Annotated in this window: 25 protein-coding genes; 18 read left to right on the forward strand and 7 right to left on the reverse strand. The window is 68.1% G+C overall.

The genetic code is table 11. The annotated features are described in order from the left end of the window. The first annotated feature begins 93 nt into the window (after positions 1–93). Positions 94–738, forward strand: a complete 645-nt coding sequence (locus LVB87_RS14680) for an OmpW family outer membrane protein (protein ID WP_232898699.1) — start codon at positions 94–96, stop codon at positions 736–738. Between the two features lie 47 nt (positions 739–785). Here LVB87_RS14680 and dapE read toward each other — a convergent pair whose 3' ends face one another. The 5 genes from dapE to map are packed head-to-tail and all read right to left on the reverse strand — an operon-like array spanning position 786 to position 6,575. Beyond that, positions 786–1,913, reverse strand: coding sequence for a succinyl-diaminopimelate desuccinylase (dapE, locus tag LVB87_RS14685; RefSeq protein WP_232898700.1), 1,128 nt, complete (start codon positions 1,911–1,913; stop codon positions 786–788). After that, the gene (locus tag LVB87_RS14690; protein WP_232898701.1) at positions 1,910–2,269 is read right to left on the reverse strand and encodes a Spx/MgsR family RNA polymerase-binding regulatory protein; all 360 of its coding nucleotides are present in this window, start codon (positions 2,267–2,269) and stop codon (positions 1,910–1,912) included. The genes dapE and LVB87_RS14690 overlap by 4 nt, the downstream gene beginning before the upstream one ends. A 3-nt stretch (positions 2,270–2,272) precedes the next feature. Beyond that, positions 2,273–3,160, reverse strand: coding sequence for a 2,3,4,5-tetrahydropyridine-2,6-dicarboxylate N-succinyltransferase (gene dapD / locus LVB87_RS14695; RefSeq protein WP_232898702.1), 888 nt, complete (start codon positions 3,158–3,160; stop codon positions 2,273–2,275). Then, on the reverse strand, positions 3,157–5,802 hold the full coding sequence (gene glnD, locus LVB87_RS14700) for a [protein-PII] uridylyltransferase (RefSeq protein WP_232898703.1): 2,646 nt from the start codon (positions 5,800–5,802) through the stop codon (positions 3,157–3,159). The genes dapD and glnD overlap by 4 nt, the downstream gene beginning before the upstream one ends. Next, the gene (gene map, locus LVB87_RS14705; protein WP_232898704.1) at positions 5,799–6,575 is read right to left on the reverse strand and encodes a type I methionyl aminopeptidase; all 777 of its coding nucleotides are present in this window, start codon (positions 6,573–6,575) and stop codon (positions 5,799–5,801) included. The genes glnD and map overlap by 4 nt, the downstream gene beginning before the upstream one ends. Positions 6,576–6,829: 254 nt before the next feature. On the opposite strand from map, the gene rpsB reads away from it, so the two are divergent. Then, a complete protein-coding gene (gene rpsB, locus LVB87_RS14710) occupies positions 6,830–7,645 on the forward strand; it encodes a 30S ribosomal protein S2 (RefSeq protein WP_232898705.1) in 816 nt (271 codons plus the stop codon). Positions 7,646–7,728: 83 nt separating this feature from the next. Next, positions 7,729–8,607 (forward strand): translation elongation factor Ts, encoded by an 879-nt coding sequence (gene tsf / locus LVB87_RS14715; RefSeq protein ID WP_232898706.1) that lies wholly within the window; start codon positions 7,729–7,731, stop codon positions 8,605–8,607. A 63-nt stretch (positions 8,608–8,670) separates the two neighbouring features. On the opposite strand, the gene LVB87_RS14720 is transcribed toward tsf, so the two are convergent. Continuing rightward, positions 8,671–9,555, reverse strand: a complete 885-nt coding sequence (locus LVB87_RS14720; protein WP_232898707.1) for a LysR family transcriptional regulator — start codon at positions 9,553–9,555, stop codon at positions 8,671–8,673. Between the two features lie 74 nt (positions 9,556–9,629). Here LVB87_RS14720 and LVB87_RS14725 point away from each other — a divergent pair, with 74 nt between their 5' ends. The 14 genes from LVB87_RS14725 to LVB87_RS14790 all read left to right on the forward strand — a co-directional run bounded on the left by LVB87_RS14725 (position 9,630) and on the right by LVB87_RS14790 (position 23,232). Further along, positions 9,630–10,076, forward strand: coding sequence for a DoxX family protein (locus LVB87_RS14725; RefSeq protein WP_232898708.1), 447 nt, complete (start codon positions 9,630–9,632; stop codon positions 10,074–10,076). Positions 10,077–10,111: 35 nt separating this feature from the next. Continuing rightward, positions 10,112–10,834, forward strand: a complete 723-nt coding sequence (pyrH, locus tag LVB87_RS14730; RefSeq protein WP_232898709.1) for a UMP kinase — start codon at positions 10,112–10,114, stop codon at positions 10,832–10,834. A 5-nt stretch (positions 10,835–10,839) separates the two neighbouring features. Further along, positions 10,840–11,790, forward strand: a complete 951-nt coding sequence (locus tag LVB87_RS14735) for a cation diffusion facilitator family transporter (protein WP_232898710.1) — start codon at positions 10,840–10,842, stop codon at positions 11,788–11,790. Positions 11,791–11,877: 87 nt separating this feature from the next. After that, on the forward strand, positions 11,878–12,435 hold the full coding sequence (frr, locus tag LVB87_RS14740; protein WP_232898711.1) for a ribosome recycling factor: 558 nt from the start codon (positions 11,878–11,880) through the stop codon (positions 12,433–12,435). A gap of 14 nt (positions 12,436–12,449) precedes the next feature. Next, complete coding sequence (uppS, locus tag LVB87_RS14745) at positions 12,450–13,220, forward strand: polyprenyl diphosphate synthase (protein WP_232898712.1); 771 nt, start codon at positions 12,450–12,452, stop codon at positions 13,218–13,220. Beyond that, positions 13,217–14,053, forward strand: coding sequence for a phosphatidate cytidylyltransferase (locus tag LVB87_RS14750; RefSeq protein WP_232898713.1), 837 nt, complete (start codon positions 13,217–13,219; stop codon positions 14,051–14,053). The genes uppS and LVB87_RS14750 overlap by 4 nt, the downstream gene beginning before the upstream one ends. A 2-nt stretch (positions 14,054–14,055) precedes the next feature. Further along, on the forward strand, positions 14,056–15,243 hold the full coding sequence (locus LVB87_RS14755) for a 1-deoxy-D-xylulose-5-phosphate reductoisomerase (protein ID WP_232898714.1): 1,188 nt from the start codon (positions 14,056–14,058) through the stop codon (positions 15,241–15,243). Beyond that, positions 15,240–16,589, forward strand: a complete 1,350-nt coding sequence (rseP, locus tag LVB87_RS14760; RefSeq protein WP_232898715.1) for an RIP metalloprotease RseP — start codon at positions 15,240–15,242, stop codon at positions 16,587–16,589. The genes LVB87_RS14755 and rseP overlap by 4 nt, the downstream gene beginning before the upstream one ends. Positions 16,590–16,639: 50 nt before the next feature. Further along, positions 16,640–19,111 carry an outer membrane protein assembly factor BamA gene (bamA, locus tag LVB87_RS14765; protein ID WP_232898716.1) on the forward strand — a complete coding sequence of 824 codons (2,472 nt, stop codon included), beginning with the start codon at positions 16,640–16,642 and terminating at the stop codon, positions 19,109–19,111. A gap of 10 nt (positions 19,112–19,121) precedes the next feature. Next, positions 19,122–20,138 carry a UDP-3-O-(3-hydroxymyristoyl)glucosamine N-acyltransferase gene (lpxD, locus tag LVB87_RS14770; RefSeq protein WP_232898717.1) on the forward strand — a complete coding sequence of 339 codons (1,017 nt, stop codon included), beginning with the start codon at positions 19,122–19,124 and terminating at the stop codon, positions 20,136–20,138. A 4-nt stretch (positions 20,139–20,142) separates the two neighbouring features. Beyond that, entirely contained in the window at positions 20,143–20,592 is a 450-nt protein-coding gene (fabZ, locus tag LVB87_RS14775; protein ID WP_232898718.1) for a 3-hydroxyacyl-ACP dehydratase FabZ, read from the forward strand. Between the two features lie 4 nt (positions 20,593–20,596). Further along, positions 20,597–21,373 (forward strand): acyl-ACP--UDP-N-acetylglucosamine O-acyltransferase, encoded by a 777-nt coding sequence (gene lpxA / locus LVB87_RS14780; RefSeq protein WP_232898719.1) that lies wholly within the window; start codon positions 20,597–20,599, stop codon positions 21,371–21,373. Between the two features lie 4 nt (positions 21,374–21,377). Next, positions 21,378–22,535 carry a lipid-A-disaccharide synthase gene (lpxB, locus tag LVB87_RS14785; RefSeq protein ID WP_232898720.1) on the forward strand — a complete coding sequence of 386 codons (1,158 nt, stop codon included), beginning with the start codon at positions 21,378–21,380 and terminating at the stop codon, positions 22,533–22,535. A 31-nt stretch (positions 22,536–22,566) separates the two neighbouring features. Beyond that, positions 22,567–23,232: a ribonuclease HII gene (locus tag LVB87_RS14790; RefSeq protein WP_232898721.1), complete on the forward strand. Its 666-nt coding sequence runs from the start codon at positions 22,567–22,569 to the stop codon at positions 23,230–23,232. On the opposite strand, the gene LVB87_RS14795 is transcribed toward LVB87_RS14790, so the two are convergent. After that, on the reverse strand, positions 23,229–23,645 hold the full coding sequence (locus LVB87_RS14795) for a transcriptional regulator (RefSeq protein ID WP_232898722.1): 417 nt from the start codon (positions 23,643–23,645) through the stop codon (positions 23,229–23,231). The genes LVB87_RS14790 and LVB87_RS14795 overlap by 4 nt on opposite strands. A 197-nt stretch (positions 23,646–23,842) precedes the next feature. Here LVB87_RS14795 and LVB87_RS14800 point away from each other — a divergent pair, with 197 nt between their 5' ends. Continuing rightward, positions 23,843–24,463 (forward strand): hypothetical protein, encoded by a 621-nt coding sequence (locus LVB87_RS14800; RefSeq protein WP_232898723.1) that lies wholly within the window; start codon positions 23,843–23,845, stop codon positions 24,461–24,463. Positions 24,464–24,488 lie beyond the last annotated feature (25 nt).

Below are 24,488 nucleotides of genomic sequence, written 5' to 3' on the forward strand. Positions count from 1 at the left end.
AATTCGACGCACGCACGAGAAACATCCAACTGGTGCCATGTGATCGCGGCGACCTAGCATCGCCGCGAAACTTCTCAACACGTGGACTACACCATGCGTATTCGCAGCACCCCAGTACTGACCCGTCTCGCCCTTGCCACCGCCCTCGTGATCGCGCCGCTCGCGGCGTTCGCGCAATCTCCCTCCCACACTTTCGAAGCCACCGGCGGCTTCGCGTTCCTCGAGGGCAACGGCGAGCCGTTGCTCGGCCTGGGACAGGGCCTGTCGCACGACAACGACGACAGCGCATTCACTGCTTCGTTTGCCTGGAACCTCAACGCCGCCTGGGCGCTGGAGGCCTGGATGACCTGGCCTTCGCAGCGCAACATCCGCGTGGACGGCGGCGCGGACGTCGCCAGCTACGACGTGCGTCCGGTGATGGTGTCGGTGCAGCACCGCTTCCCGACGATGGCGCAGCGCTATCGCCCGTTCGTCGGCATCGGCTGGCAGTGGACCCGCGTGTCGAACGAATCGCTCGCGCCGGGGTATGCGGAGTTGGCGCCGCTGCAGATGCACGGCGACGACGGCATCGCGGCGGTCGCGGGCCTGGACGTCGACCTCGGCAAGAACTGGTTCGTGCGTGGCGACATCCGTTACCTGGATTCGTCGCTGACCACCGCCACGGGCGCCTCGACGATCCTGGAACGCAACAGCGCCAACACGATGGCCTACGGCGCGAGCATCGGCGTCCGGTTCTGAGGCAGCGCGTTTTCCCGACGGCGGGCAAGGATGCCCGCCGTTTTCATTTACGCCAACAGGCGCCGCATCAAATCGAAGTAAAGATCGGGCAGCGCCTCGAGGTCCGCGATGCGCACGTGCTCGTCCACCTTGTGGATGCTCGCGTTGACCGGCCCGATCTCCACGCACTGCGCCCCGAGCGGCGCGATGAAGCGCGCATCCGAGGTTCCACCGCCCGTGCTTTCTTCGGGCATCGCGCCCGCGACCGCTGCCAGCGTTGCACGCGCCGCTTCGCGCAGCGGGCCTTCGGGCGTATGGAAGGGCTCGCCGCCGCGATGCCAATGCACGACGTAATCGAGCGCGTGCGCTTCGAACACCATCTCGCACTCGCGCTCGAGTTCCGGCGCCGTCCAGTGCGGGTTGAAGCGCAGGTTGAACAGCACCTGCATGTCGCCCGGGATCACGTTGTTCGCGCCCGTGCCGGCATGGACGTTGCTGATCTGCAGGCTGGTGGGCGGGAAGGTTTCGAAACCCTCGTCCCAGCGGCGCGCGACCAGCTCAGTCAGCGCCGGCAGTGCCTGGTGGATCGGATTGCGGGCTTTCTCGGGATACGCCACGTGCCCTTGCACGCCACGCACGGTCATCGTCGCCGAGAGCGTGCCGCGACGCCCGACGCGCAGCAGGTCGCCGAGCTTCGCCTTCGACGAGGGTTCGCCGGTGATGCACCAGTCGATGCGCTGCCCGCGTTCGCGGAATAGGTCGGCGACCTTGCGCACGCCGTCGATCGCATCGCCTTCTTCATCGGAGGTCACCAGCATCGCAACGGTGCCGCGATGCGCGGGATGTTCGGCGACGAAGCGTTCGAGCGCGATCGTGAACGCCGCGACGCTGCCCTTCATGTCGGCGGCGCCCCGGCCGAACAGCACGCCATCGCGCTCGGTCGGCACGAACGGATCGCTGCTCCACGCCTCGCGCGGACCGGGCGGCACGACGTCGGTGTGGCCGAGGAAGACCAGCACGGGGCCGTCGCTGCCGTGCGTCGCCCACAGGTTGTCGACCTCGCCGAACCGCAGCGACTCGCAGGCGAAGCCCGCGCGCGCGAGGCGCCCGGCCAGCATCGGCTGGCAACCCGCATCGTCGGGCGTGATCGAGGGACGCTCGATCAGGGCTTTGGTCAGCGCGAGGACATCGCTCACTTGGGCACTCCGAACCGTGTCTTGAATCCGTTGTCGCTGAAGCCCTGCGTCACCGAGCCATCGTCCATCACCACCACCGGACGACGGATCAGTTGCGGATATTCCTTCAACAGCAACTGCCACTCCGCATCGCTGCCCGGCGTCTTGCGCGTCGGCGGCAACTGCCGCCACGTGGTCGAGGACTTGTTGATCAAGGCGTCCCAGCCGCCGGCCTGCTTCGCCCAGTCGGCGAGCGTCGCGGCGGGTTGGCGCTGGTCGCGGTAATCGACGAACGCGTGTTCGACGCCGAAACGCTGCAGCCAGTTGCGGGCCTTCTTGCAGGTGTCGCAGTTGGACAAGCCGTAGAGGGTCGTCATCGCTTACCCGCGAAGGAGTTCGTTGATCGAAGTCTTGGAACGCGTCTTCGCATCCACCTGCTTCACGATCACCGCGCAGTACAACGAATGCGTGCCGTCGGCCGACGGCAGCGACCCCGACACGACCACCGACCCGGGCGGCACGTAGCCGTAGCTGATCTCCTTCGTCGCGCGGTTGTAGATGCGCGTGCTCTGGCCGAGGAACACGCCCATGCCGATCACGCTGTGGTGGCCGACGACGACGCCTTCCACCACTTCCGAACGCGCACCGATGAAGCAATGATCCTCGATGATCGTCGGCGAGGCCTGCAGCGGTTCCAGCACGCCGCCGATGCCCGCGCCGCCGGAGATGTGGCAGTGCTTGCCGACCTGCGCGCACGACCCCACCGTCGCCCAGGTGTCGACCATGGTGCCGGCACCGACGTACGCCCCGATGTTGACGAAGCTCGGCATCAGCACCACGTCCTTGCCCAGGTAGGTGCCGCGGCGCACGACCGTGCCCGGCACCACGCGCACGCCGAGCTTGCGGAACTGCGACTCGCCGAAGCCTGTGAAGCGCAGCGGGACCTTGTCCCAGAACGGCGCCGGCTCGCCTTCCATCAGCTGCATGTCGCGGATGCGGAAATACAGCAGCACCGCCTTCTTCAACCATTCGTTGACCTGCCAGCCGCCCTTGCCGTCCGGTTCGGCCACGCGGAACTCGCCGCTTTCCAGTCCTTCGATCACGCGCTCGACCGACGGGCGCGTCGCCCACTCGATCTCTTCGGGCGTGAGCATCGTGCGGCGCTCCCAGGCGCTGTCGATGTGGAACTTCAGTTCTTCGACGCTGAGCCCCGGGGTTTCCTGCGGCGCGGTGGTCGTCTTCTTCGTGGTCTTGCGGGCGGGGCTCATCGTGCGTCTCCTTCGAACAGGGTTTGCAGCGCTGCGCGCAAGGCGTCGCGGCGCGTGTCGTCGAGCGGCTGGTCGCGCTCGTCGGTGAGTTGGAATACGTCTTCGGCGCGCGCACCGAAGGTCGCGATGCGCGCATCGTGCACGCGCAGGCGTTGCATGCGGAAGACCTGGGTGACGTCCGCCAGCAATCCGGGACGGTCGGTGCACACCAGGCTCACGAGCGTGCGGTGGCCGTCGGCGCTGTCGGAGAACGCCACCTGCGGTGCGATGCGGAAATGGCGCAGGTGCCGCGGCTGGTTGCGGCGCACCGGCTTGATCGTGTCGAGGTCCTCGGCCGCGAGCGCGGTGGCGAGGCGACGCTCGACATCGTCCGCGGACACGGTGCGTTGCCCTTCGGCGGGCAGCACTTCGAAGGTATCGAAGACGTGGCCGGCGGGACCGTCGAACAGGCGCGCCTGCTGAATGGCGAGGCCGGCGCGGTCGAGCGTGGCGACGATCGCAGCAAACAGGCCGTCGCGATCCGGCGAATGCACGAACACTTCGAGCGCACCGATGCGCGCGGCGCCCTTGGCATTCAGGGTGCGCGCACTCACGCGCACGCGGCCCGGCGTTGCATGGCGAATCACGGTGGCCTGCCACGCCACCTGGTCGGTCCGCGCGCGCAGGAAGGTCTCATCCGGCATGCGGGCGAACAGCCCATCGGCTTCCGTCTCGGCGATGCCGAACTGCGCGAGTTGCGTGCGCGCGTCGGCACGCGCTTCGGCGATGCGGTCCGCCGCGGCGACCGGATGCTCGAGCCCGCGGCGCAACGCCAGGCGCGTCGCGGTATGCAAATCCGCGAGCAACCGGTCCTTCCACGCATTCCACAACTTGGGCGAAGTGCCCGCGATGTCGGCGCAGGTCAGCAGGTAGAGCAGGTCCAGGCGTTCGCGATCGGCAACCTCGCGTGCGAAACGATGGATCACATCCGGATCGGCGATGTCCTGCTTCTGCGCGGTCACCGACATCAGCAGATGCTTGCGCACGAGCCAGGCAACCAGCTCGGTGTCGGCCTCGCTCATTCCATGCGCGACGCCGAATTCGCGCGCATCCACGGCGCCGAGCTCCGAATGATCGCCGCCCCTGCCCTTCGCGATGTCGTGGAAGAGGCCGGCGAGCAGCAGCAGTTCCGGCTTGCGCAGGCGCGGGTATACCTCGTGCGCCATCGCGAAGCGTTCGTCCGGCTGCCCGCTCGCGAAAGAAGCGATGTTGCGCAGCACGGCCAGCGTGTGCTGGTCGACGGTGAAGACATGGAACAGGTCGAACTGCATGCGCCCGGACACCGCAGCGAAGGCCGGGAGCCAGCGCGACAACACACCCAGCCGCGCCATGCGCGCGACGGTCTCCACCGCCTGCGGACCGCGCAGCAAGGCGAGGAAGCGCTTGCGCAGCGGCATCGATGCATCGGTGTACGCGGGAATTGTCGGGAGGGCTTCGGCCAACGCGCGCGCCGTGCGCGAATGCAGGCCGCGGATGCGGGGGTTGGCCGCCCAGGTGGCGAACAGTTCGAAGATGGATTGCGTATCGCCCGCAGGCCAGGCTTCGTCGCGCGCGGCGAGGTAACCGCGGCGCAGTTCGAAGGCGTCGTCGATCGGCTCCGGCGCGGTCTCGCCTTCGAGCTGTTCTTCGAAACGCTGCAGCAGGCGGTCGTTGATGCGCAGCACCACCGCGGCGCTGCGGTAGAAGCCCTGCATCATCTGCTCGACCGCGAGATTGTCCGCGGTGTCCACGTGGCCCAGGCGCGCGGCGAGCGTCTTCTGGTGGTCGAAGCGCAGGCGTTCTTCGCGGCGATTGGCGACCAGGTGCAGGCCGAAACGCAGGCGTGCAAGGGCGCGGCGTTCGCGTTCGAGCGTGGCGTATTCGTCGGCGCCGAGCTGGCCGACCGCGATCAGGCCCTGCGGATCGCGCGCGCCGAGCACGCGCAGCGCCATCCAGCGCAGCGTCTGGATGTCGCGCAGGCCGCCGGGGCCTTCCTTGAGGTTGGGTTCGAGGTTGTCCGACGTGTCGCCGAAGCGCGCGTGGCGCACGCGCTGTTCTTCGCGCTTCGCGCGGAAGTACTCGCGCGGCGGCCAGACGTGGCGGATGTCGATTGATTTCAGCAGCGTGCGCAGGTCGTGTTCGTCGGCGACGAGCGGGCGCGCCTCGGACAGTGCGGTGAGCACGGTGATGTCGTCGGCCGCGGCAGCGGTAGATTCCTCCGCCGAGCGCACGGCATGGCCCACCGGCAGGCCGGCGTCCCACAGCAATGCGAAGAAGCGCGCGAGCGCGTCCTGGAATTGCGCCTGCGCCGGCGCATCGGCGAGCACGAGCAGGTCGATGTCCGATTGCGGATACAACTCGCCGCGGCCGTAGCCACCGACGGCGAACAGCGCGAGCGGCGCGTCGCCGGCGATGCAGCGCGACCAGGCATCGCGCACGAGCGCGTCGACGGCGCGGGTGCGATCGCGCAGGAGGTCGTCGATGTCGGCGCCGCGGTCGAACTTCGCGGCGAGCGTGGCGTCGGCTTCAGCCAGTCGCGTGCGCGCCCCCGCGGCCCAGGCCGCAGCGTCGGGAGCGGCATCCACCGGCGGAACGGCCGCCGGCACGGCGGCACGTTCGGTCATAGGTCGTTGTCGTCCCCGGGGACGCGGGTGAGGATCTCGACGCCGTCGTCGGTCACCACGACGGTGTGCTCCCACTGCGCGGACAACTTGCGGTCCTTGGTCACCACGGTCCAGCCGTCGGGCAGCAGCTTGGTGTGCCGGGTGCCCTCGTTGATCATCGGCTCGATCGTGAAGGTCATGCCCTTCTTGAGCACCAGGCCCTCGCCGGGGCGGCCGTAATGCAGCACCTGCGGATCCTCGTGGTAGACCTCGCCGATGCCGTGGCCGCAGTACTCGCGGACGACGGTGAAGCGCTCGCCCTCGGCCAGTTGCTGGATGGCATGGCCGACGTCGCCCAGGGTCGCGCCCGGCTTCACGGTGCGGATGCCTCGGAACATGGCCTCGCGCGTGGTCTCCACCAAGCGCCGCGCCATCACCGACGGGCTGCCCACGTAGTACATGCGGGAGGTGTCCCCGTGCCAGCCGTCCTTGATGACGGTGACGTCGATGTTGACGATGTCGCCGTCCTTCAGGACCTTGGCCTCGCTCGGGATGCCGTGGCAGATGACGTTGTTGACCGACGTGCAGACGGTCGCCGGGAAGCCCCGGTAACCGACGTTGGCCGGGATGGCCTGCTGCACGTTGACGATGTGGTCGTGGCAGATGCGGTCCAGTTCGGCGGTGGTCACGCCCGGCTTCACATGGGGCGCCACGACCTGGAGGACCTCGGCCGCCAAGCGGCCGGCGACGCGCATCTTCTCGATGTCCGCGGGGGTTTTGATGGTGATCGACATGCGGGGATTATCGCCCGAGCCTGTGTGTTTGCCGTAACCCGTTGGTCCGGCTACAATTCCGCCGCTTCCCGGGGGACCTTTCCCGCCTGGAGCCGCCCACGACGGGCGTCACCGTCGAATCCACACCCGTCGCAACAACCCGCTCCGGGGTGCCTCGCAAGAGGTTCGGAGGCGGAAGCGACGGGGAGGCCCAACCCCGGAACCATTGCCCGCCACACAGATTGGCGGCCGGTTCCCTGTCAGGAGTTTTCGTAATGCCCCAGATCACCATGCGCCAGATGCTGGAAGCCGGCGTGCACTTCGGCCACCAGACCCGTTACTGGAACCCCAAGATGGGTCCGTACATCTTCGGCGCCCGCGGCAAGATCCACATCATCAACCTCGAGAAGACGATGCCGCTCTTCTCGGACGCGATGAACTTCATCTCGGCGATCGCGCAGAAGCGCGGCACCATCCTGTTCGTCGGCACCAAGCGCTCGGCGCGCGAAGCGATCAAGGAAGAAGCCACCCGCTGCGGCATGCCGTACATGACCCAGCGCTGGCTGGGCGGCACGCTCACCAACTTCCGCACCGTCAAGCAGTCGGTGCAGCGCCTGAAGGAACTGGAAGCCGGCGAAACCGACGGCACGTTCCAGAAGCTGGTCAAGCATGAAGTGCTCGGCCTGCGCCGCGAGCGCGACAAGCTCGAAGCCTCGCTCGGCGGCATCAAGGACATGAACCGCCTGCCCGACGCGCTGTTCGTGATCGACATCGGCCACGAAGACATCGCGGTCAAGGAAGCCAAGAAGCTCGGCATCCCGGTCATCGCGGTCGTCGACACCAACTACGATCCGGCCCTGGTCGACTACGCCATCCCGGGTAACGACGACGCCATCCGCGCCGTGCAGCTGTACGCCCGCGCCGCGGCCGACGCCGTGCTCGAAGGCAAGGCTGCCGCTCCGTCGGCCGCCAACGTCCGCGAGGAAGACTTCGCCGAAGCCGCTGCCGGCGAAGGCGAAGAGAAGAAGGGCCCGCGTCGCGCCCCGGCCAAGAAGGCCCCGCCGCGCAAGCCGTCGGCCAAGGCCGAGTAATTCCATCCGCACTGTCGGATGAGGATCGGGTGCCGCGCGCGGCGCCCGATCACCCACTCGTTTCAATTTTCCGAGGTACCCCCATGGCTGAAATCACCGCTTCCCTTGTCAAGGAACTCCGCGAGCGCACCGGCGCCGGCATGATGGAGTGCAAGAAGGCGCTCACCGAGAACACCGGCGACATCGACGCCGCGGCCGAATGGCTGCGCAAGTCGGGCCTCGCCAAGGCCGACAAGAAGGCCGGCCGCGTGGCCGCCGAAGGCCGCATCGCGATGGCGCAGGCCGGCGGCAAGGCCGTGCTCGTCGAGATCAACTCGGAAACCGACTTCGTCGCCAAGGACGAGAACTTCCTCGCCTTCGCCAACGCCGTCGCCCAGGCCGCGCTGTCCTCCGGCGCCACCGACGCCGAAGTGCTGAAGTCGGCCAAGCTCGCCACGGGCGAGACGGTCGAAGAAGCGCGCGCCGCCGCCATCGCCAAGCTCGGCGAGAACATCCAGGTGCGTCGCCTCGCCACGATCGACACGGCGAACAACGTCGCGGCCTACGTGCACGGCGGCAAGATCGGCGTGCTCGTCGAGGTGAAGGGCGGCGACGCCGACCTCGCCCGCGGCATCGCGATGCACGTCGCCGCGATGAACCCGCCGTACAACAAGGCGGCCGACGTGCCGGCCGACTTCGTGGCGAAGGAAAAGGAAATCGAACTGGCCAAGATGTCCGACAAGGACAAGCAGAAGCCGGCCGAAATCCTCGAGAAGATCATCAGCGGCAAGATCGCGAAGATCGTCAACGAAGTGACGCTGTACGGCCAGCCGTACGTCCTCGACACCGACAAGACGGTCGAAGCCGCGGTGAAGGCCGCCGGTGCGGACGTCGTCGGCTTCCAGCGCCTCGCCGTCGGCGAAGGCATCGAGAAGGTCAAGGAAGACTACGCGGCCGAAGTGGCCAAGGCGATGCAGGTCTGATCGCCCGGTAGTCATCCTGCTCCACGAGAAACCCGCGGGAAACCGCGGGTTTTTTGTTGCCCGTCAATCGAGCGCGATGTGTCGTGCGAGATGTTGCGCGACGGTGGCGATCCGCCGCAGGTGGCGCGATTCGGGATGCGTGAGCAACCACAGTTGCGTGCGCGCATCGGTCAGTGGATCGCTCAACGCGATCAGTTCCTCGCGGCCGCGCGCGAGGAACAAGGGCAACACGCCCACGCCCAGCCCCGCCGCCACCGCTTCGCACACCGACAGGATGCTGTTGACCTGGTAGCGCGGCACCACGTGCGGATGGTGGCGCTTGCGCCACACCACGCTCGGATGTTGCGGCAAGGCGTCGTCCGGTGCGATCCACGGCGCCGTCGCGGGATCCGCATGCAACGCGTGCCGGCCCTTGCCGCGCGCGGAGAACAAGGCGACCTCGATCGTGCCGAGCGGTTTGCCGACGACATGGTCCGGCGGCTTCGCGGTCGCGCGCAATGCGATGTCGGCGTCGCGCTTGGTCAGGCTCGCGAGTTCGTTGCTCGCGGCGAGTTCGAACTGCAGCAACGGATGTTCCGTGGACAGCGAACGCAAGGCCGGCAACAACAATCCGTGCAACAAGGTGTCGGTGGTGCTGATGCGCACCGTGCCGGAGACCGCTTCCCCGGGCGATTGCGCGATGCCGCGCGCGGCATCCAGCTCGGCCTCGATGCGCTCGGCGTGGCGCGCCAGCTGCGCGCCCAGTTCGGTCGACACGTAGCCCGCGCGGGTGCGTTCGAACAGCCGCTGGTGGACGCCCTTCTCGATGCGCTGCAGCGCGCGGAACACCGTGGAACTGTCGACGGCCAGCAGTTCGCCCGCCGCGGCGAGCGTGCCGCGCCGCGCCAGGGCGAGGACGACGGCGAGATCCGCAGGCGACAGATCGTATTGCGTGGATGCAATGGCCATTTGCGTTTCCACTTATTCCGATTGCAGTGGCGCAATCTTAGGCTGTCGGCACACCCATCGCAAAGGAGGCCGCCATGGCCGCCGTCATCGCTCCCACCCAAGCCGCCGTCCCCGCCGCTTCCGGCCTCGGCCTCGCGCTGCTCCGCACCGCGCTCGCGGCGATGTGGATCTCGCACGCGCTGCTCAAGCTGCTGGTCTTCACCCTCCCCGGCACCGCGTTGTTCTTCGAGGCGCATGGCATCCCGGGCGGGCTGGCCTACATCGTGTTCCCGCTCGAAATCTTCGGCGGCGTGGCGTTGCTGTTCGGCGTCTATGCACGCCAGGTCGCGCTCGCGCTGATCCCCATCCTGCTCGGCGCCCTCGCGGTGCACCTGCCCAATGGCTGGGTCTTCACCGCGACCGGCGGTGGCTGGGAATACCCGATGTTCCTGATCGTTGCTTCGCTGGTGCTGTGGCTGTCGGGCGATGGTGCGTTCGCGCTGCGTCGCAGCGAAGCGTTCGTCCCGAGGGCGATCCGCTAGAATCCTCGCCATCCCCAGTACCGCCCGGAGCCCCCATGTCCCAGCTCGCCGTTCGCCGTGTCCTGCTCAAGCTGTCCGGCGAGGCGTTGATGGGAGACGAGGACTACGGCATCGACCCCAAGGTCATCGGCCGCCTCGCGGACGAGGTGATGGAAGCGCGCGAGGCCGGCGTCGAGATCGCGCTGGTGATCGGCGGCGGCAACATCTTCCGCGGCGCGGGCCTGGCCGCCGGCGGCATGGACCGGGTCACCGGCGACCAGATGGGCATGCTCGCCACCGTCATCAACGCGCTGGCGATGCAGGACGCGCTGGAAAAGCGCGGCGGCCGCTGCCGCGTGATGAGCGCGATCAAGATCAACGACGTGTGCGAGGACTACATCCGCCGCCGCGCCGTCCGGCACCTCGAGAAGGGCCGCATCTGCATCTTCGCCGCGGGCGTGGGCGCGCCGTTCTTCACCACCGATTCGGGCGCCGCGCTGCGCGCGATCGAAATCGGCGCCGACCTGCTGCTCAAGGCGACCAAGGTCGACGGCGTGTACGACAAGGATCCGAAGAAGCACAAGGATGCGGTGCGCTTCGATTCGCTGACCTACGACCAGGTGATCTCGCGCGACCTGCAGGTGATGGACACCGCGGCGTTCGCGCTGGCGCGCGACAGCGACCTGCCGCTGCGCATCTTCGACATGTCGCACCCCGGCGTGCTGCTGCGCATCCTGCGCGGCGAGAACATCGGCACGCTCGTGAAGGGTCGCGGCTGAGTCGCATGGGCGCGGGCCACGCACACCACGACCACCGCGCCCACAAAAGCGGCGCCCAAAAGAGCGGCGACCACCACCACGGCGATGCGGGCGTTCGCGCCTTCGCGTGGGTCACGCTGCTCAACCTCGCCTACACCGCGTTGGAAGCGGGCTACGGTTTCGCGACCAACTCGCTCGCGCTGTTGTCCGATGCGCTGCACAACCTCGGCGACGTCCTCGGGCTCGCGCTTGCGTGGGGCGCGGCGGTCATCGCGCGGCGCGCACCGACCGAACGCCACACCTACGGATGGCGGCGCGCGACGCTGCTTTCGCCGCTCGCCAACGCCATCGTGCTCGCGGGTTTCTCCGGTGCGCTGGCCTGGGAAGCGGTGCGTCGCTTCACCTCGCCGCCGGATGTCCCCGGCATTCCGATCATGGTCGTGGCGGGCATCGGCATCTTCGTGAACCTCGGCGCCGCCTGGTTCATGCATGGCGGGCACGAGGATCTCAATCGTCGCGGCGCGTTCCTGCACCTGATGGCCGATGCCGCGGTGTCGCTCGCCGCGGTGCTCGCCGGCGCGGGCATGCTCGCCTTCGGTTGGCGCTGGCTCGATCCGCTCACCGCGCTGCTCGTCGGCGTGGTCGTGGCCGTGAGCGCGTTCGGCCTGCTGCGCGACAGCTTCAACGCGGCGATGGACGCCGTGCCGCGGAACATCGACCAGGGCGACGTGCACGCATTCCTCGCCTCCTGCCCGGGCGTCACCGCGGTGCACCACGTGCACATCTGGTCCCTCGGCGCGGGCGAGATCGCGATGACCGCGCACCTCGTGCGTCCCGACGCGACCGACCACGACATGTTCATCGACGCGCTGACCGAAGACCTCAACGAGCGTTTCGGCATCAACCACCCGACGCTCCAGATCGAGCACGGGACGGCCTGCGAGCACGACGTGCATGACAGGGCCCCGCATCACTGACGGTGCGGGGCGACCCCAGCCGTGAGGCCCCCGGGGGCTCTCCCCCCTTATAATCCCGCGCCTGATCGAAAGGACCCGGAGCCCGCGATGCTCAGCGACATCAAGAAAGACGCCACCACCCGCATGCAGAAGAGCGTCGACGCGTTCAGGCAGGAGCTGACCAAGCTCCGCACCGGCCGCGCCACCACGGCGCTGGTCGACCACCTGAAGGTCAACTACTACGGGTCGGAGATGCCGCTGAGCCAGGTCGCGACGGTTGCCGTGGCCGATGCACGCACGCTGACGATCACGCCGTGGGAGAAGCCCATGGTGGCCGTGGTCGAGAAGGCGATCTTCGCCTCCGACCTGGGCCTGACGCCGAACACCGCCGGCACCGTCATCCGCATCAACCTGCCCCCGCTGACCGAAGAGCGCCGCAAGGAACTGTCCAAGCACGTGCACGCCGGCGGCGAAGACGCGAAGGTGGCCATCCGCAACATCCGCCGCGACGCCAACCACCACATCAAGGAACTGCTGAAGGACAAGCAGATCACCGAAGACGAAGAGCGCAGCAGCGAAGCCGACATCCAGAAGCTGACCGACAAGGCGATCAAGGACGTCGACGACGTGGTCAAGGCCAAGGAGCAGGAGCTGATGGCGGTCTGATCGCCACGCAGCACATGGCTTCCGACGCACCGCCAGCGCGGGTACCGCGCCACCTCGCCATCATCATGGACGGCAACGGCCGTTGGGCCGAACGCCGTCGGCGCCCGCGCGTCATCGGCCATCGCGCCGGGGCGCGCGCGGTCAACCAATGCATCGACTTCTGCATCGAGCACGGCATCGGTGCGCTCACGCTGTTCGCGTTCTCCAGCGAAAACTGGGGGCGGCCGGAAGAAGAAGTCGGCGCGCTGATGAAGCTGTTCCTCAACGCGCTCGCCAGCGAAGTGGAAGAACTGCATCGCCGCGGCGTGCGCGTGCGTTTCATCGGCGAACGCGAACGCTTCGGCGACGCGATCCGTGCGCGCATGGAGCACGCCGAAACGCTCACGCGCGGCAACGCGACGCTGCACCTGTCCATCGCCGCGAGCTACGGTGGCCGCTGGGACATCGTGAACGCCGCGCGCGGGCTCGCCGCCGACGTGGCCGCAGGCCGCATCCGCCCGGAGGACATCGACGAGCGCAGCCTCGGCATGCGCACCGCGCTCGCGGACCTGCCGCCGCCGGACCTGTTCATCCGCACCGGAGGCGACCTGCGCATCAGCAACTTCCTGCTGTGGCAGCTCGCCTACACCGAGCTGTGGTTCACCGAAACATTGTGGCCGGACGTGGATGCCGCCACACTCCGCCAGGCCCTGGCCGACTACGCGATGCGCGAGCGGCGCTTCGGACTCACCGGGGCCCAGGTATCCACGCCCTCCTCCATGCCCCCTTCCGGGACCAACGAATGACCCGCACGCGACTTCTGGCCGCGCTGTTCATGACCCCGCTCGCCATCGCGGCCGTGTTGCTGCTCGGTACGCCCTGGCTGGTCGCGCTGACGGCGGTGCTCTTCCTGATCGGCCTGTGGGAATGGTTCCGTCTCGCGGAGATCGACGACACCCTGCACCGCAGCGTCCTGCTCGTGGCCAACCTCGCCATGATGGTCGCCATCGTCTGGGCCTCGCGCTCGAGCACGGGTTTCAGCTTCGTGCTGTTCCAGCTCGCCAGCGTGGTCGGCGTTGCGTGGTGGTTGCTCGCGATGCTGTGGCTGAAGAACTACGAGTTCGCGTCCGACCACGACACGAACGCACGCATGTTCAAGCTCGCCGCCGGCACGCTCGCCGTGGTGCCGGCCTGGTGCGCGCTCGCGCTCATCCATGGCAGCCAGCCCAACGGCCATCGCTGGCTGCTGCTGGCGCTGGTGGTGATCTGGGCCGCCGACAGCGGCGCGTATTTCGCCGGCCGCCACTTCGGCAAGCACAAGCTCAGCCCGCGCATCAGTCCCAACAAGACCATCGAAGGCCTCGTCGGCGGCATGGTCGCTTCGATCATCGTCGCGCTCGTCGGCGCACCGCTGGCCGGCGCCTCCATGGCACAGCTGCCCGCGGTGGTGCTGGTGGTGGTGGTGACGGTCGGGTTCTCGGTCGTCGGCGACCTGTTCGAAAGCCTGCTCAAGCGGCACGTCGGCGCGAAGGATTCGGGCGACCTCATCCCCGGCCACGGCGGTATCCTCGACCGCATCGACAGCGTGCTCGCCGCGCTGCCGGTCTTCGCACTCGGCAAGGGCCTTTTCGGCTTCTGACCATGCAGCAGGTCGCAGTCCTCGGCGCCACCGGCTCGATCGGGACCAGTGCGCTCGACGTCATTTCGCGCCATCCGCGACGATTGCGCGCAAGCGTGCTGTCCGCGGGCTCGCAGGTCGACGCGCTCATCGCGCTGTGCCGCACGCATCGCCCGGACCACGCGGTGATCGCCGATGCATCGCGCTTCGATGCGCTGCGCGACGGATTGCGGGACGCCGGGCTCAAGACGCAGGCGCACGCCGGCAGCGAAGCGCTCGATGCGCTCGTCGCAAGCGATGCCTGCACCACCGTCGTAGCCGCCATCGTGGGCGCCGCGGGCCTGCCCTCCACGCTCGCCGGCGCGCGCGCGGGCAAACGCCTGCTGCTCGCCAACAAGGAGTCGCTGGTGCTCGCCGGCGAACTGCTGATGCAGGCCGTGCACGCCGCGAACGCAACCATCGTGCCGATCGACAGCGAGCACAACGCGATCTTCCAGTGCCTGCCCGATGCGCATGCGCGCGCTGGTCTGAAACGCATCGTGCTCACCGCGTCCGGCGGCCCGTTCCGCGGACGTACGCGCGACACGCTCGCCGACGTCACGCCCGCGCAGGCCGTCGCGCATCCGAAGTGGTCGATGGGGCCGAAGATCTCGGTCGACTCGGCCACGCTGATGAACAAGGGCCTGGAGGTGATCGAGGCGCACCACCTCTTCGGCCTGCCTGCCGACCGCCTCGACGTGCTCGTGCATCCGCAAAGCCTGGTGCACTCGCTGGTCGAATTCGTCGACGGCAGCACGCTCGCCCAGCTCGGCCTGCCCGACATGCGCACCGCGCTGGCGGTGGGCCTGGGCTGGCCGGAGCGGATCGAATCGGGCGTGGCCGGGCTGGACCTGCTGCGCCACGGCCGCCTGGAGTTCGAAGCCCCCGACCTGGCGGCCTTCCCCTGCCTCGGTTTGGCCTATGCTGCGCTCCGCGCGGGCGGGACGGCACCGGCCGTGCTGAACGCGGCGAATGAAGTGGCGGTTTCAGCGTTTCTTCAGGGCCGCATCGCTTTCCTTGGAATCCCCGCGCTGGTCGAGGAGACGCTCGCCGCGCTGGGTTCCAATAGCGCCGGCTCCCTGGAGCTGCTCGGCGAGGCGGACCGCGATGCGCGGCGCTTCGCCGAAGCGGCCATCGGCCGCATGGCAGGTCGCATCGAGGCAATGCAATGAGTGAGTTCTTCGGCTCGATCTGGTGGTGGATCGTCAGCATCGGCTTGCTGGTGACCTTCCACGAGTTCGGTCACTACTGGGTCGCCAAGCGCTGCGGCGTCAAGGTGCTGCGGTTCTCCGTTGGCTTCGGCAAGCCGTTGTGGATGCGCAAGGACGCCGACGGCACCGAGTTCGCGGTCGCCGCGATCCCGCTCGGCGGCTACGTCAAGATGCTCGACGAGCGCGAGACGGACGTCGCGCCGGCCGAACGCCACCGCGCCTTCAACCAGCAATCGGTGTATCGCCGCATCGCGATCGCCGCGGCCGGGCCCGTCGCCAACTTCCTGCTGTGCATCGTGCTGCTGTGGGCGATGTTCGTCGTCGGCCGCCAGGATTACGCGCCGGTGGTCGGGCGCGCGCAGGGCATCGCCGAACAGGCGGGCCTGCACCCGGGCGACGAAGTGCGCAAGGTCGGCGACCGCGAAACGCCCACGTGGGGCGAAGTGCAGTTCGCGCTCGCGACCGCCGCGATCGATCGCACGCGCGTGCAGCTGCAGGTCCGCACGCCCGAGGGCAGCGATCGCGTGCGCACCCTCGACCTGGGCGAGCTGCCCAAGGACTTCGACGAACTCGATGCCCCGCATGCGATCGGCCTGACCCCGCGCTTCCGCCTCGTGCCGCCCGTGGTCGGCGACGTCAAGGAAAACACGCCCGCCTATGGCGTGCTCGCCGAAGGCGATCGCATCACCGCGGTCGACGGCGAGCCGGTCTACAGCTACGAGGACATCGGGCCCAAGGTGCAGGCGCTCGCCGCGCGCGGCGGCCCGGGCATGGTGGAAGTCGAACGCGATGGCCAGCGCCTCGCGCTCGAGATCACGCCCACGCGTTCGCGCGAACCCGATGGCACCGAAAAGGCGATCCTCGGCATCACCTCCGGCGAAGTGAAGCAACCGCCCTTCGACGCGGTGCGCCGGTACGGCCCGATCGAGGCGATCCCCATGGCGATCACCGAAACCGGCCAGCTCGCGAAGGACACGGTGGGCATGATCGGCCGGATGTTCAGCGGCAGCGTGTCGCTGAAGTACGTGTCGGGCCCGATCACCACGGCCCGCACCGCGAATGCCACGGCGCAACTCGGTGCAGCCTGGTTCCTGAACTTTCTGGCCCTGTTGTCGCTCTCACTCGCGATCCTCAACCTGTTGCCCATCCCGCTCTTGGACGGGGGACACCTGCTGTATTACCTTATCGAGTTGGTCAAGGGCAGCCCATTGAGCGAGCGAGCAATGGCTGCCGGACAATACGTGGGCCTGGCGCTGCTGGCCGGATTGATGGGACTGGCGTTGTTCAACGACGTTTTCCATTGGTAACCCCACCAAAATGCTCTGAAAAGAGCGTGCCCCCTCTACCGGACGTGACGATGACGCGACACCTGACCCGCCGCCTGCTCGCCCTTGCCCTCGCTTCGGCGATCGCCGCCCCCGCCGCGGCGCAGACGGCCAATCCCTTCGCGCTCACCCAGGACACCGCGCCGGCCGCGACCCCGACGGTCGAGCCCACCGCCTTCACCGTCAGCGACATCCGCATCGAAGGCCTGCAGCGCATCTCCGCCGGTACCGTCTTCACCTACCTGCCGGTCGAGCGTGGCGACACGCTGGATTCGGCCGCCGCGGCCGACGCCATCCGCGCGCTCTACAAGACCGGCTTCTTCGAGGACGTGCACCTGGATCGCCAGGGCGACATCCTCGTGATCACCGTCGTCGAGCGCCCGGCCATCAACAAGCTGACGCTGACCGGCAACAAGGACATCAAGACCGATGACCTGCTCAAGGGCCTGAAGGAAATCGGCCTGTCGGAAGGCGAAACCTTCGACCGCCTGAGCCTGGACCGCGTCACCCAGGAACTGAACCGCCAGTACAACAACCGCGGCAAGTACAACGTCCAGATCACGCCCACCGTGGCCAAGCTGGATCGCAACCGCGTGGACGTGACGATCACGGTCAAGGAAGGCAAGGCCGCGCGCATCCAGCACATCAACCTGGTCGGCAACGAGGTGTATCCCGACGAGGTGATCACCGACCAGTGGGAATCGCGCGAGCACAACTGGCTCTCGTTCTACAAGCGCGACGACCAGTACTCGCGCGAGAAGCTCTCCGGCGACATGGAGAAGCTCACCAGCTGGTACCTGGATCGCGGCTACGTCGACTTCAGCCTCGACTCCACGCAGGTGGCGATCAGCCCCGACAAGCGCGACATGTACATCACCGCCGGCCTCACCGAGGGCGAGATCTACAAGATCTCCTCGGTGAAGATCACCGGCGACACGGTCCTGCCGAAGGCGGACGTGGAAAAGATGGTGCCGGTGAAGGAAGGCCAGATCTTCTCCCGCCGCCTGCTCGAGTTCACCTCCGACTCGATCACCTCCACGCTGGCCAACATCGGCTATGCGTTCGCGCAGGTGAACCCGCTGCCGGAAGTGCACCAGGAAAACAAGACCGTCGGCATCAACTTCCAGGTCATCCCGGGCAACCGCGTCAACGTCCGCCACATCATCTTCAAGGGCAACACGCGCACGGCCGACGAAGTGCTGCGCCGCGAAATGCGCCAGTTCGAAGGTGCGTGGTATTCGCAGTCGCTGATCGACCGTTCGAAGGTGCGCCTGCAGCGCCTGGGCTACTTCGAGACCGTCGAAGTCGAGAACGTGCCGGTGCCGGGCACCGACGACCAGGTGGACGTCGTGTTCACCGTGAAGGAAACGACCTCGGGCAGCTTCATGTTCGGCGTGGGCTACTCGCAGCTCAGCGGCGTCAACCTGTCCGTGCAGCTGTCGGAATCCAACTTCCTCGGCAGCGGCAACCGCGTGTCCATCGCGGCGCAGCAGAGCAGCTACCAGAAGCGCTACGACTTCTCCTTCACCAATCCGTACTTCACGGACGAAGGCATGTCGCTCGGCTACAACCTGTGGTGGCGCGAGTTCGACTACTCCGATTACGGCGTGGCGAACTATTCGACCAACAGCGGCGCGTTCCAGACCTTCCTGGGCCTGCCGATCACGGAATACGACTCGGTCTCGGCGCTCATCGGCATCGACACCAACGAAATCCTGCTCAGCGCCAGCACGCCGCGCAGCATCGTCGACTACCTCAAGGCGGTCGGCCAGCAGACCTTCCACGCGTGGCGCACGCAGCTGGGCTACACCCGCGACACGCGCAACGACTACTTCATGCCCACGCGCGGCAGCTACCACCGCGCCAGCGTGGAAATCGCGATGCCGGGTTCCACCGCCGAATTCTGGAAGGCCGAGTACCAGTACTCGCGCCTGTTCCCGCTGGCGCAGTGGATGATCCTGTCCACCAGCGTCGACGTCGGTTACGGCGACAGCTACGGCAGCGTCACCTACCGCGACCTGTGCACGAACATGTCCGTGCCCTGCTCGCGCGCGTCGGCCGACTACCTGCGCACGGTAAACGACAGCGGCCTGCCGTTCTTCGAGCGCTTCTACGCCGGCGGCATCATGTCCTCGGGCCGCGTCCGCGGCTTCGTCGACAACTCGCTGGGCCCGCGCGAATTCAACGGCTTCACGTACCAGCCGATGGGCGGCGCGTTCAAGACCGTGGGCACCGTGGAAGCGGTGTTCCCGAAGCTGTTCGACTCGCCGGCCGCGCGCATCTCGGCGTTCGTCGACTTCGGTAACGTGTTCGCCGACTACAACGCGTTCGATGCGGGCGAGCTGCGTGCCTCCGCCGGTGTCGCGCTGTTGTGGCGCTCGCCGATGGGACCGCTGTCGATCAGCTACGCGATCCCGATTCGCACCAAGGACGCCGATTTCGCCAACGGCTTCCCGGGCGACGAGACCGAGCGCCTGCAGTTCTCCTTCGGCGGATCGTTCTGACGGCGGGCGCATGAGCGCGCCTTCCTACAGCGCAGCCCAGCTCGCCGACCGGTTCGGCCTCGCGGTCGCCGGCGATCCGGCGACGTTGGTGCGTGGCGTGGCCACCCTGGCCAATGCCACGCCCGACACGCTGGGCTTCCTCGCCAATCCGCGCTATCGCGCGCAGCTGGCCGCGTCTCGCGCGGGCATCGTCGTCATGCGCGCGGAAGATGCGGAGGGTTACACCGGCACCGCGCTGCTCGCGCGCGATCCGTATTCGACCTTCGCGCGCATCGCCGCGCTGTTCGAGCCCGTCGCCGCGTTCGAAGCCGGCGTGCACCCCACCGCCGTCGTCGATCCGACGGCGATCGTGGATGCCGGCGCGCACATCGGGCCGCACGTGGTCGTCGGTGCGCGCAGCATCGTCGACGCAGGCGCCTCGCTCGGCCCCGGTTGCATCGTCGGCGAGGACTGCCATGTCGGCGCCGGCTGCCAGCTCATCGCACGCGTCACGCTCGTCACGCGCGTGCGCCTGGGCCAGCGCGTGCGCATCCATCCCGGTGCCGTGCTCGGCGCCGACGGCTTCGGCCTGGCGATGGACGCCGGCCGCTGGCTCAAGGTGCCGCAGCTCGGTGGCGTGGTGGTGGGCGACGACTGCGAGATCGGTGCGAACACCACCATCGACCGCGGCGCGCTGGAAGACACCGTGCTCGAGGAAGACGTGCGCCTGGACAACCAGATCCAGGTCGGCCACAACGTGGTGATCGGCGCGCACACGGCCATGGCCGGGTGCTCCGCGGTGGCCGGCAGCGCGCGCATCGGCCGCTACTGCCTGGTCGGCGGCGGCGCGGGCATCCTCGGCCACCTGGAGGTCTGCGACCGCGTGGTGGTCACGGCCATGAGCCTGGTGACGCATTCGATCAAGGAGCCCGGCGAGTACTCGTCCGGCACGCCGATCATGGACAATCGCGCCTGGCGCAAGAGCGCCGCCCGATTCAAGCAACTCGATGCACTGGCCCGCCGCCTGGCGGGCACGGACAAGGATTAACAAGATGGATGTGCAACTTCCCCTCGACGTGGTGGCGATCCAGCACCTGCTGCCGCACCGCTACCCCTTCCTGCTGGTCGATCGCGTGACCGAGTTCGAATCGAACAAGCGCATCGTCGGCATCAAGAACGTCACGATCAACGAGCCCTTCTTCCAGGGCCACTTCCCGGGCCACCCGGTGATGCCGGGGGTGCTGGTGATCGAAGCGCTGGCGCAGGCCGGCGGCATCCTGACGCAGCTTTCGCACCAGTCGGGCGCGGAGGGCAAGCTGTTCTACCTCGTGAAGATCGACAACGCGAAGTTCTCCAAGATGGTGGTGCCGGGCGACCAGCTCTCGCTGCAGGTCGAGCTCAAGCGCACGATCCGCAACATGGCGCTGTACTCGGGCATCGCGCGCGTGGATGGCGAACAGGTCGCCTGCGCCGACATCCTGTGCGCCGAGGTCAAGGCCTGACGCGATGAGCGCCCAGGTCCATCCCACCGCCGTCGTCGACGCGGGCGCGAAGCTCGGCGCAGGCGTGCGCGTCGGGCCGTTCTGCGTCGTCGGCGCGGAGGTCGAGATCGGCGACGGCACGATCCTGGGGCCGCACTGCACGGTGGCGGGCCCCACGCGCATCGGCCGCAACAACCATTTCCACGGCCACGCCGCGATCGGCGGGGATCCGCAGGACAAGAAATTCGCAGGCGAACGCACGGAACTGGTGATCGGCGACGACAACGTCGTGCGCGAGTTCACCACCATCAGCCGCGGGACGGGCAACGGCGGCAGCGTCACGCGCATCGGCAACGGCAACTGGCTGCTGGCCTACGTGCACATCGCGCACGACTGCATCGTCGGCAACGGCTGCGTGTTCTCCAATAACGCCACGCTGGCCGGCCACGTCGAAGTGGGCGACCAGGTGATCCTGTCCGGCTTCGTCGGCGTGCACCAGTTCTGCCGCATCGGCGCGCATGCGTTCGTCGGCATGGGCGCGTTCGTCAACGGCGACGTGCCGCCCTTCGTGATGGTCGCGCAGGAAGGCTATGGCCGTCCGCGCGGCATCAATGCCGAAGGGCTCAAGCGCCGGGGCTTCGATGCCGCGCGCGTGTCGGCGATCAAGCGCGCCTACCGTGCGCTCTACATCTCCGGTGCGAAGCTCGAGGACGCGATGGTGCAACTGGGCGAGATCGACAGCGACGACGTGCGCGCCATGCGCGACTTCATCCAGGCCGGCGACCGGCCTTTGTTGCGCTGACGCGATGCCGCCCCGCATCGGCCTCGTCGCCGGCGAAACCTCGGGCGACCAGCTCGGCGCAGGCTTGATCGAGGCGTTGCGCGAACGCTTCCCCGACGCGGAATTCGCCGGCATCGGCGGCGACCGCATGCGCGAAGCGGGCCTGGACGCCTGGCACGATGCGTCCGAACTCGCGGTGATGGGCCTGGCCGAAGTGCTCGCGCACCTGCCGCGCCTGTTGCGCGTGCGCCGCGCACTGCGCACGCGCATGCTCGCGTGGAAGCCCGACGTGTTCATCGGCATCGACGCGCCCGACTTCAACCTCGGCGTCGAACGCTGGCTCAAGCAGCGCGGCGTGCGCACCGTGCACGACGTCAGCCCGTCGGTGTGGGCGTGGCGCGAATCGCGCGCGGAAAAGATTGGTCGCAGCGCCGATCGCGTGCTGTGCCTGTTCCCGATGGAGCCGCCGATCTACGCGCGCCACGGCGTGGACGCGCGCTACATCGGCCATCCGCTTGCCGATGCGTTGCCGCTGGAACCAGATCGCAATGCGGCACGCGAAGCCCTCGGCATCGCCGCGGACGAGCGCGCGCTCGCGATCCTGCCCGGCTCGCGCCTGGGCGAAATCCATCGCCTGGGCCGCATCTTCTTCGACGCCGCCGCCTTGCTCGCGAAGCAATTCCCCGGCTTGCATGTCGTCGTGCCCGCGGCGAACGCGGCCTGCAGGCAGGCGATCGAATCCTTGCGTCCCGCCGGCATCGCCAACCTCCACGTGCTCGACGGCCATGCGCAGCGCGCCATGATCGCCAGCGACGCGGTGCTCCTTGCCTCCGGCACGGCGGCGCTGGAAGCGATGCTGTGCAAACGCCCGATGGTCGTGGCCTACAAGCTCGCGCCCATCAGCCACGCCATCGTGCGCACCTTCGGCCTGCTCAAGGTCGAACACGTCTCGCTGCCGAACGTACTGGCCGGCGAAGGCCTGGTGCCGGAACTGCTGCAGGACGCCTGCACGGCGGACAAGCTCGCGAAGGCGTTGGCGCCCTACCTCGGCACGCCCGAACCGGGCCTGCTCCTGCAGCAACGCTTTCGCGACATGCACCTGATGCTGCGCCGTGACGCCTCCGCGCGCGCCGCCGACGCCGTGGCCGAACTGCTCGCCGAGCCCGCGCCGCGTCTTGCGTGAATACGTCGCCCCGCCGCAAGCTCGCGCCCCGATGACCGACCTGTTGCCCGACGCCCTCGTTCCCTTCGCGATCGATTCGAAGATCCATCGCGTCGCGGGCATCGATGAAGCCGGACGCGGGCCGCTCGCCGGGCCCGTGGTGGTGGCGGCGGTCGTCTTCGCACCCGGTCGCACGCCGATCAACGGCCTGGCCGATTCCAAGCAACTGCAGGCCGACCGTCGCGCCGAACTCTTCGAGCGCATCGTCGAACGCGCGCTCGCCTTCCACATCGTCTCCGTCGACGTGGAACAGATCGACCGCCTCAACATCTACCACGCCACGATGCTCGGCATGCGCCTGGCACTGGAAGGCGTGCAGCACGCGTGCGAAGCCGCGCGCATCGACGGCAACGCGCTGCCCCGCGGCCTGGGTCGCCATGCCGAAGCGGTGATCGGCGGCGATGCGAGCGACCGCGCGATCATGGCCGCTTCGATCCTGGCCAAGGTGACGCGCGACCGTTACATGGTCGACCTGCACGCGCGCTGGCCGTCGTACGGATTCGACGAGCACAAGGGTTACTCGACGCCGCAGCACCTGGCGGCCCTGCGCATGCACGGACCATGCCCGGAGCATCGCCGCAGTTTCACGCCCGTGCGCGAAGCCTTGCAGGGCAGCCTGCTGCCCGTGGATGTGCCGCTGGAGCGCGTGCCCGCCTAGTGGTGGCGGGACGTGGGATCGTGCGCCGCTTCGACGACGGGCGTGACGGCGGCGGTCTCTCCTTCCTCGTCGCCTTCCAGCCGCTCGGGCTTCACCATGAAGCGATAGCCGCGTCCGTGCAGCGTCTGGATGTAGCGCGGATTGCTCGCATCGTCGCCGAGCGCGCGGCGCAATTGCGCCACGATGCGATTGAGCACGCTCGGTGTCACATGGCGATGGCCCCAGACCGTATCGAGCAGCGTTTCACGCTCGATCGCTTCGCCCGCGCGGTTGAGCAGGACCATCAGGACGGCATGCGCCTTCGGTTCCACGCCGATCATGCGATCGCCGCGACGCACGCCGATCGGCCGTGCGCGCACCTCGACATCGTCGAAGCGGAAGACCTTCTCGTGGTCGCGCGAATGCTCCTGCACGTTTTCCCCAACGCAGCCAGCGAAAGTGCCCGGCCACCGTCGGTCGGGCAGCGTGCGGGACTTTCGGCACCCCAACTTCCTCCCCGCGACAGATCGATTGCAACGGAGGAGACTCATCCTGCATCCCAGTAGAAGGCCGCGCGTCGCGCCGGCCGGCGCAGCGACCCACCTGAAACAGCCGGGCCCGGGAGTGCGCCATGCGACTCACCACCCCCACTCTTACCGACGACCCCCTGCCGCTGTCATTCGGCGCGGACAGTGGTGCGACCGGCCCCGCGATCCATCCGGAGGCCGTCGCCCGATTCGATGCGCTGCTGCATGAGCTTTACCCCGACGCGGTGAGGGTCGACGCCGACCGCGTCCGCAACCTGTGCGTCTGGCTGGCCTCGATGCCCTCCCAGGCCGCGCAGGACGTCCTGGACCGTCGCCTGCACCGCATCGAGGAACTGCGCCACATGCTCGACGATGCGAGTTGGGATCCCCCCGAAGCCATGCGCAGCCGCCTGGCCAAGCTGATCGGCTATCTCGACGAGGACGAGGACATGATCCCCGACCGCGAGCCGCTGCTCGGCAAGCTGGACGACGTGCTGCTGCTCGAACTCGCCTGGCCGGCCTTCGCGGCCGAAGCCGAGGACTATCGCGACTTCTGCGCCTATCGGTCGGAACACACGCCGGCCGGCTCGGGCGATGAACAGCGCGCCGCGTGGATCCGCGACCGCCTGGCCGAGATCGCGCTGTGGCAGCACAACATGCGGGTCAACGACAGCCACTACAGCTACAGCGGCCACGCCGAAGCGCCGTTCCGCATCGGCAGCTGACGGGTGACGAACAAGGGGCGGCCGC

The sequence above is a fragment of the Lysobacter sp. KIS68-7 genome (assembly GCF_021284745.1).
GTDB lineage: Bacteria > Pseudomonadota > Gammaproteobacteria > Xanthomonadales > Xanthomonadaceae > Noviluteimonas.

Bases quoted from the DNA above. Each gene is read 5' to 3' on its own strand.
- bamA (WP_232898716.1), top strand. From the start codon at position 16,640: ATGACGCGACACCTGACCCGCCGCCTGCTCGCCCTTGCCCTCGCTTCG.
- rpsB (WP_232898705.1), top strand. From the start codon at position 6,830: ATGCCCCAGATCACCATGCGCCAGATGCTGGAAGCCGGCGTGCACTTC.
- lpxD (WP_232898717.1), top strand. From the start codon at position 19,122: ATGAGCGCGCCTTCCTACAGCGCAGCCCAGCTCGCCGACCGGTTCGGC.
- glnD (WP_232898703.1), bottom strand. From the start codon at position 5,802: ATGACCGAACGTGCCGCCGTGCCGGCGGCCGTTCCGCCGGTGGATGCC.
- LVB87_RS14680 (WP_232898699.1), top strand. From the start codon at position 94: ATGCGTATTCGCAGCACCCCAGTACTGACCCGTCTCGCCCTTGCCACC.
- dapD (WP_232898702.1), bottom strand. From the start codon at position 3,160: ATGAGCCCCGCCCGCAAGACCACGAAGAAGACGACCACCGCGCCGCAG.
- tsf (WP_232898706.1), top strand. From the start codon at position 7,729: ATGGCTGAAATCACCGCTTCCCTTGTCAAGGAACTCCGCGAGCGCACC.
- pyrH (WP_232898709.1), top strand. From the start codon at position 10,112: ATGTCCCAGCTCGCCGTTCGCCGTGTCCTGCTCAAGCTGTCCGGCGAG.
- lpxA (WP_232898719.1), top strand. From the start codon at position 20,597: ATGAGCGCCCAGGTCCATCCCACCGCCGTCGTCGACGCGGGCGCGAAG.
- LVB87_RS14720 (WP_232898707.1), bottom strand. From the start codon at position 9,555: ATGGCCATTGCATCCACGCAATACGATCTGTCGCCTGCGGATCTCGCC.
- LVB87_RS14735 (WP_232898710.1), top strand. From the start codon at position 10,840: ATGGGCGCGGGCCACGCACACCACGACCACCGCGCCCACAAAAGCGGC.
- LVB87_RS14750 (WP_232898713.1), top strand. From the start codon at position 13,217: ATGACCCGCACGCGACTTCTGGCCGCGCTGTTCATGACCCCGCTCGCC.
- LVB87_RS14755 (WP_232898714.1), top strand. From the start codon at position 14,056: ATGCAGCAGGTCGCAGTCCTCGGCGCCACCGGCTCGATCGGGACCAGT.
- LVB87_RS14800 (WP_232898723.1), top strand. From the start codon at position 23,843: ATGCGACTCACCACCCCCACTCTTACCGACGACCCCCTGCCGCTGTCA.
- LVB87_RS14690 (WP_232898701.1), bottom strand. From the start codon at position 2,269: ATGACGACCCTCTACGGCTTGTCCAACTGCGACACCTGCAAGAAGGCC.
- LVB87_RS14725 (WP_232898708.1), top strand. From the start codon at position 9,630: ATGGCCGCCGTCATCGCTCCCACCCAAGCCGCCGTCCCCGCCGCTTCC.
- lpxB (WP_232898720.1), top strand. From the start codon at position 21,378: ATGCCGCCCCGCATCGGCCTCGTCGCCGGCGAAACCTCGGGCGACCAG.
- map (WP_232898704.1), bottom strand. From the start codon at position 6,575: ATGTCGATCACCATCAAAACCCCCGCGGACATCGAGAAGATGCGCGTC.
- LVB87_RS14790 (WP_232898721.1), top strand. From the start codon at position 22,567: ATGACCGACCTGTTGCCCGACGCCCTCGTTCCCTTCGCGATCGATTCG.
- rseP (WP_232898715.1), top strand. From the start codon at position 15,240: ATGAGTGAGTTCTTCGGCTCGATCTGGTGGTGGATCGTCAGCATCGGC.
- frr (WP_232898711.1), top strand. From the start codon at position 11,878: ATGCTCAGCGACATCAAGAAAGACGCCACCACCCGCATGCAGAAGAGC.
- uppS (WP_232898712.1), top strand. From the start codon at position 12,450: ATGGCTTCCGACGCACCGCCAGCGCGGGTACCGCGCCACCTCGCCATC.
- fabZ (WP_232898718.1), top strand. From the start codon at position 20,143: ATGGATGTGCAACTTCCCCTCGACGTGGTGGCGATCCAGCACCTGCTG.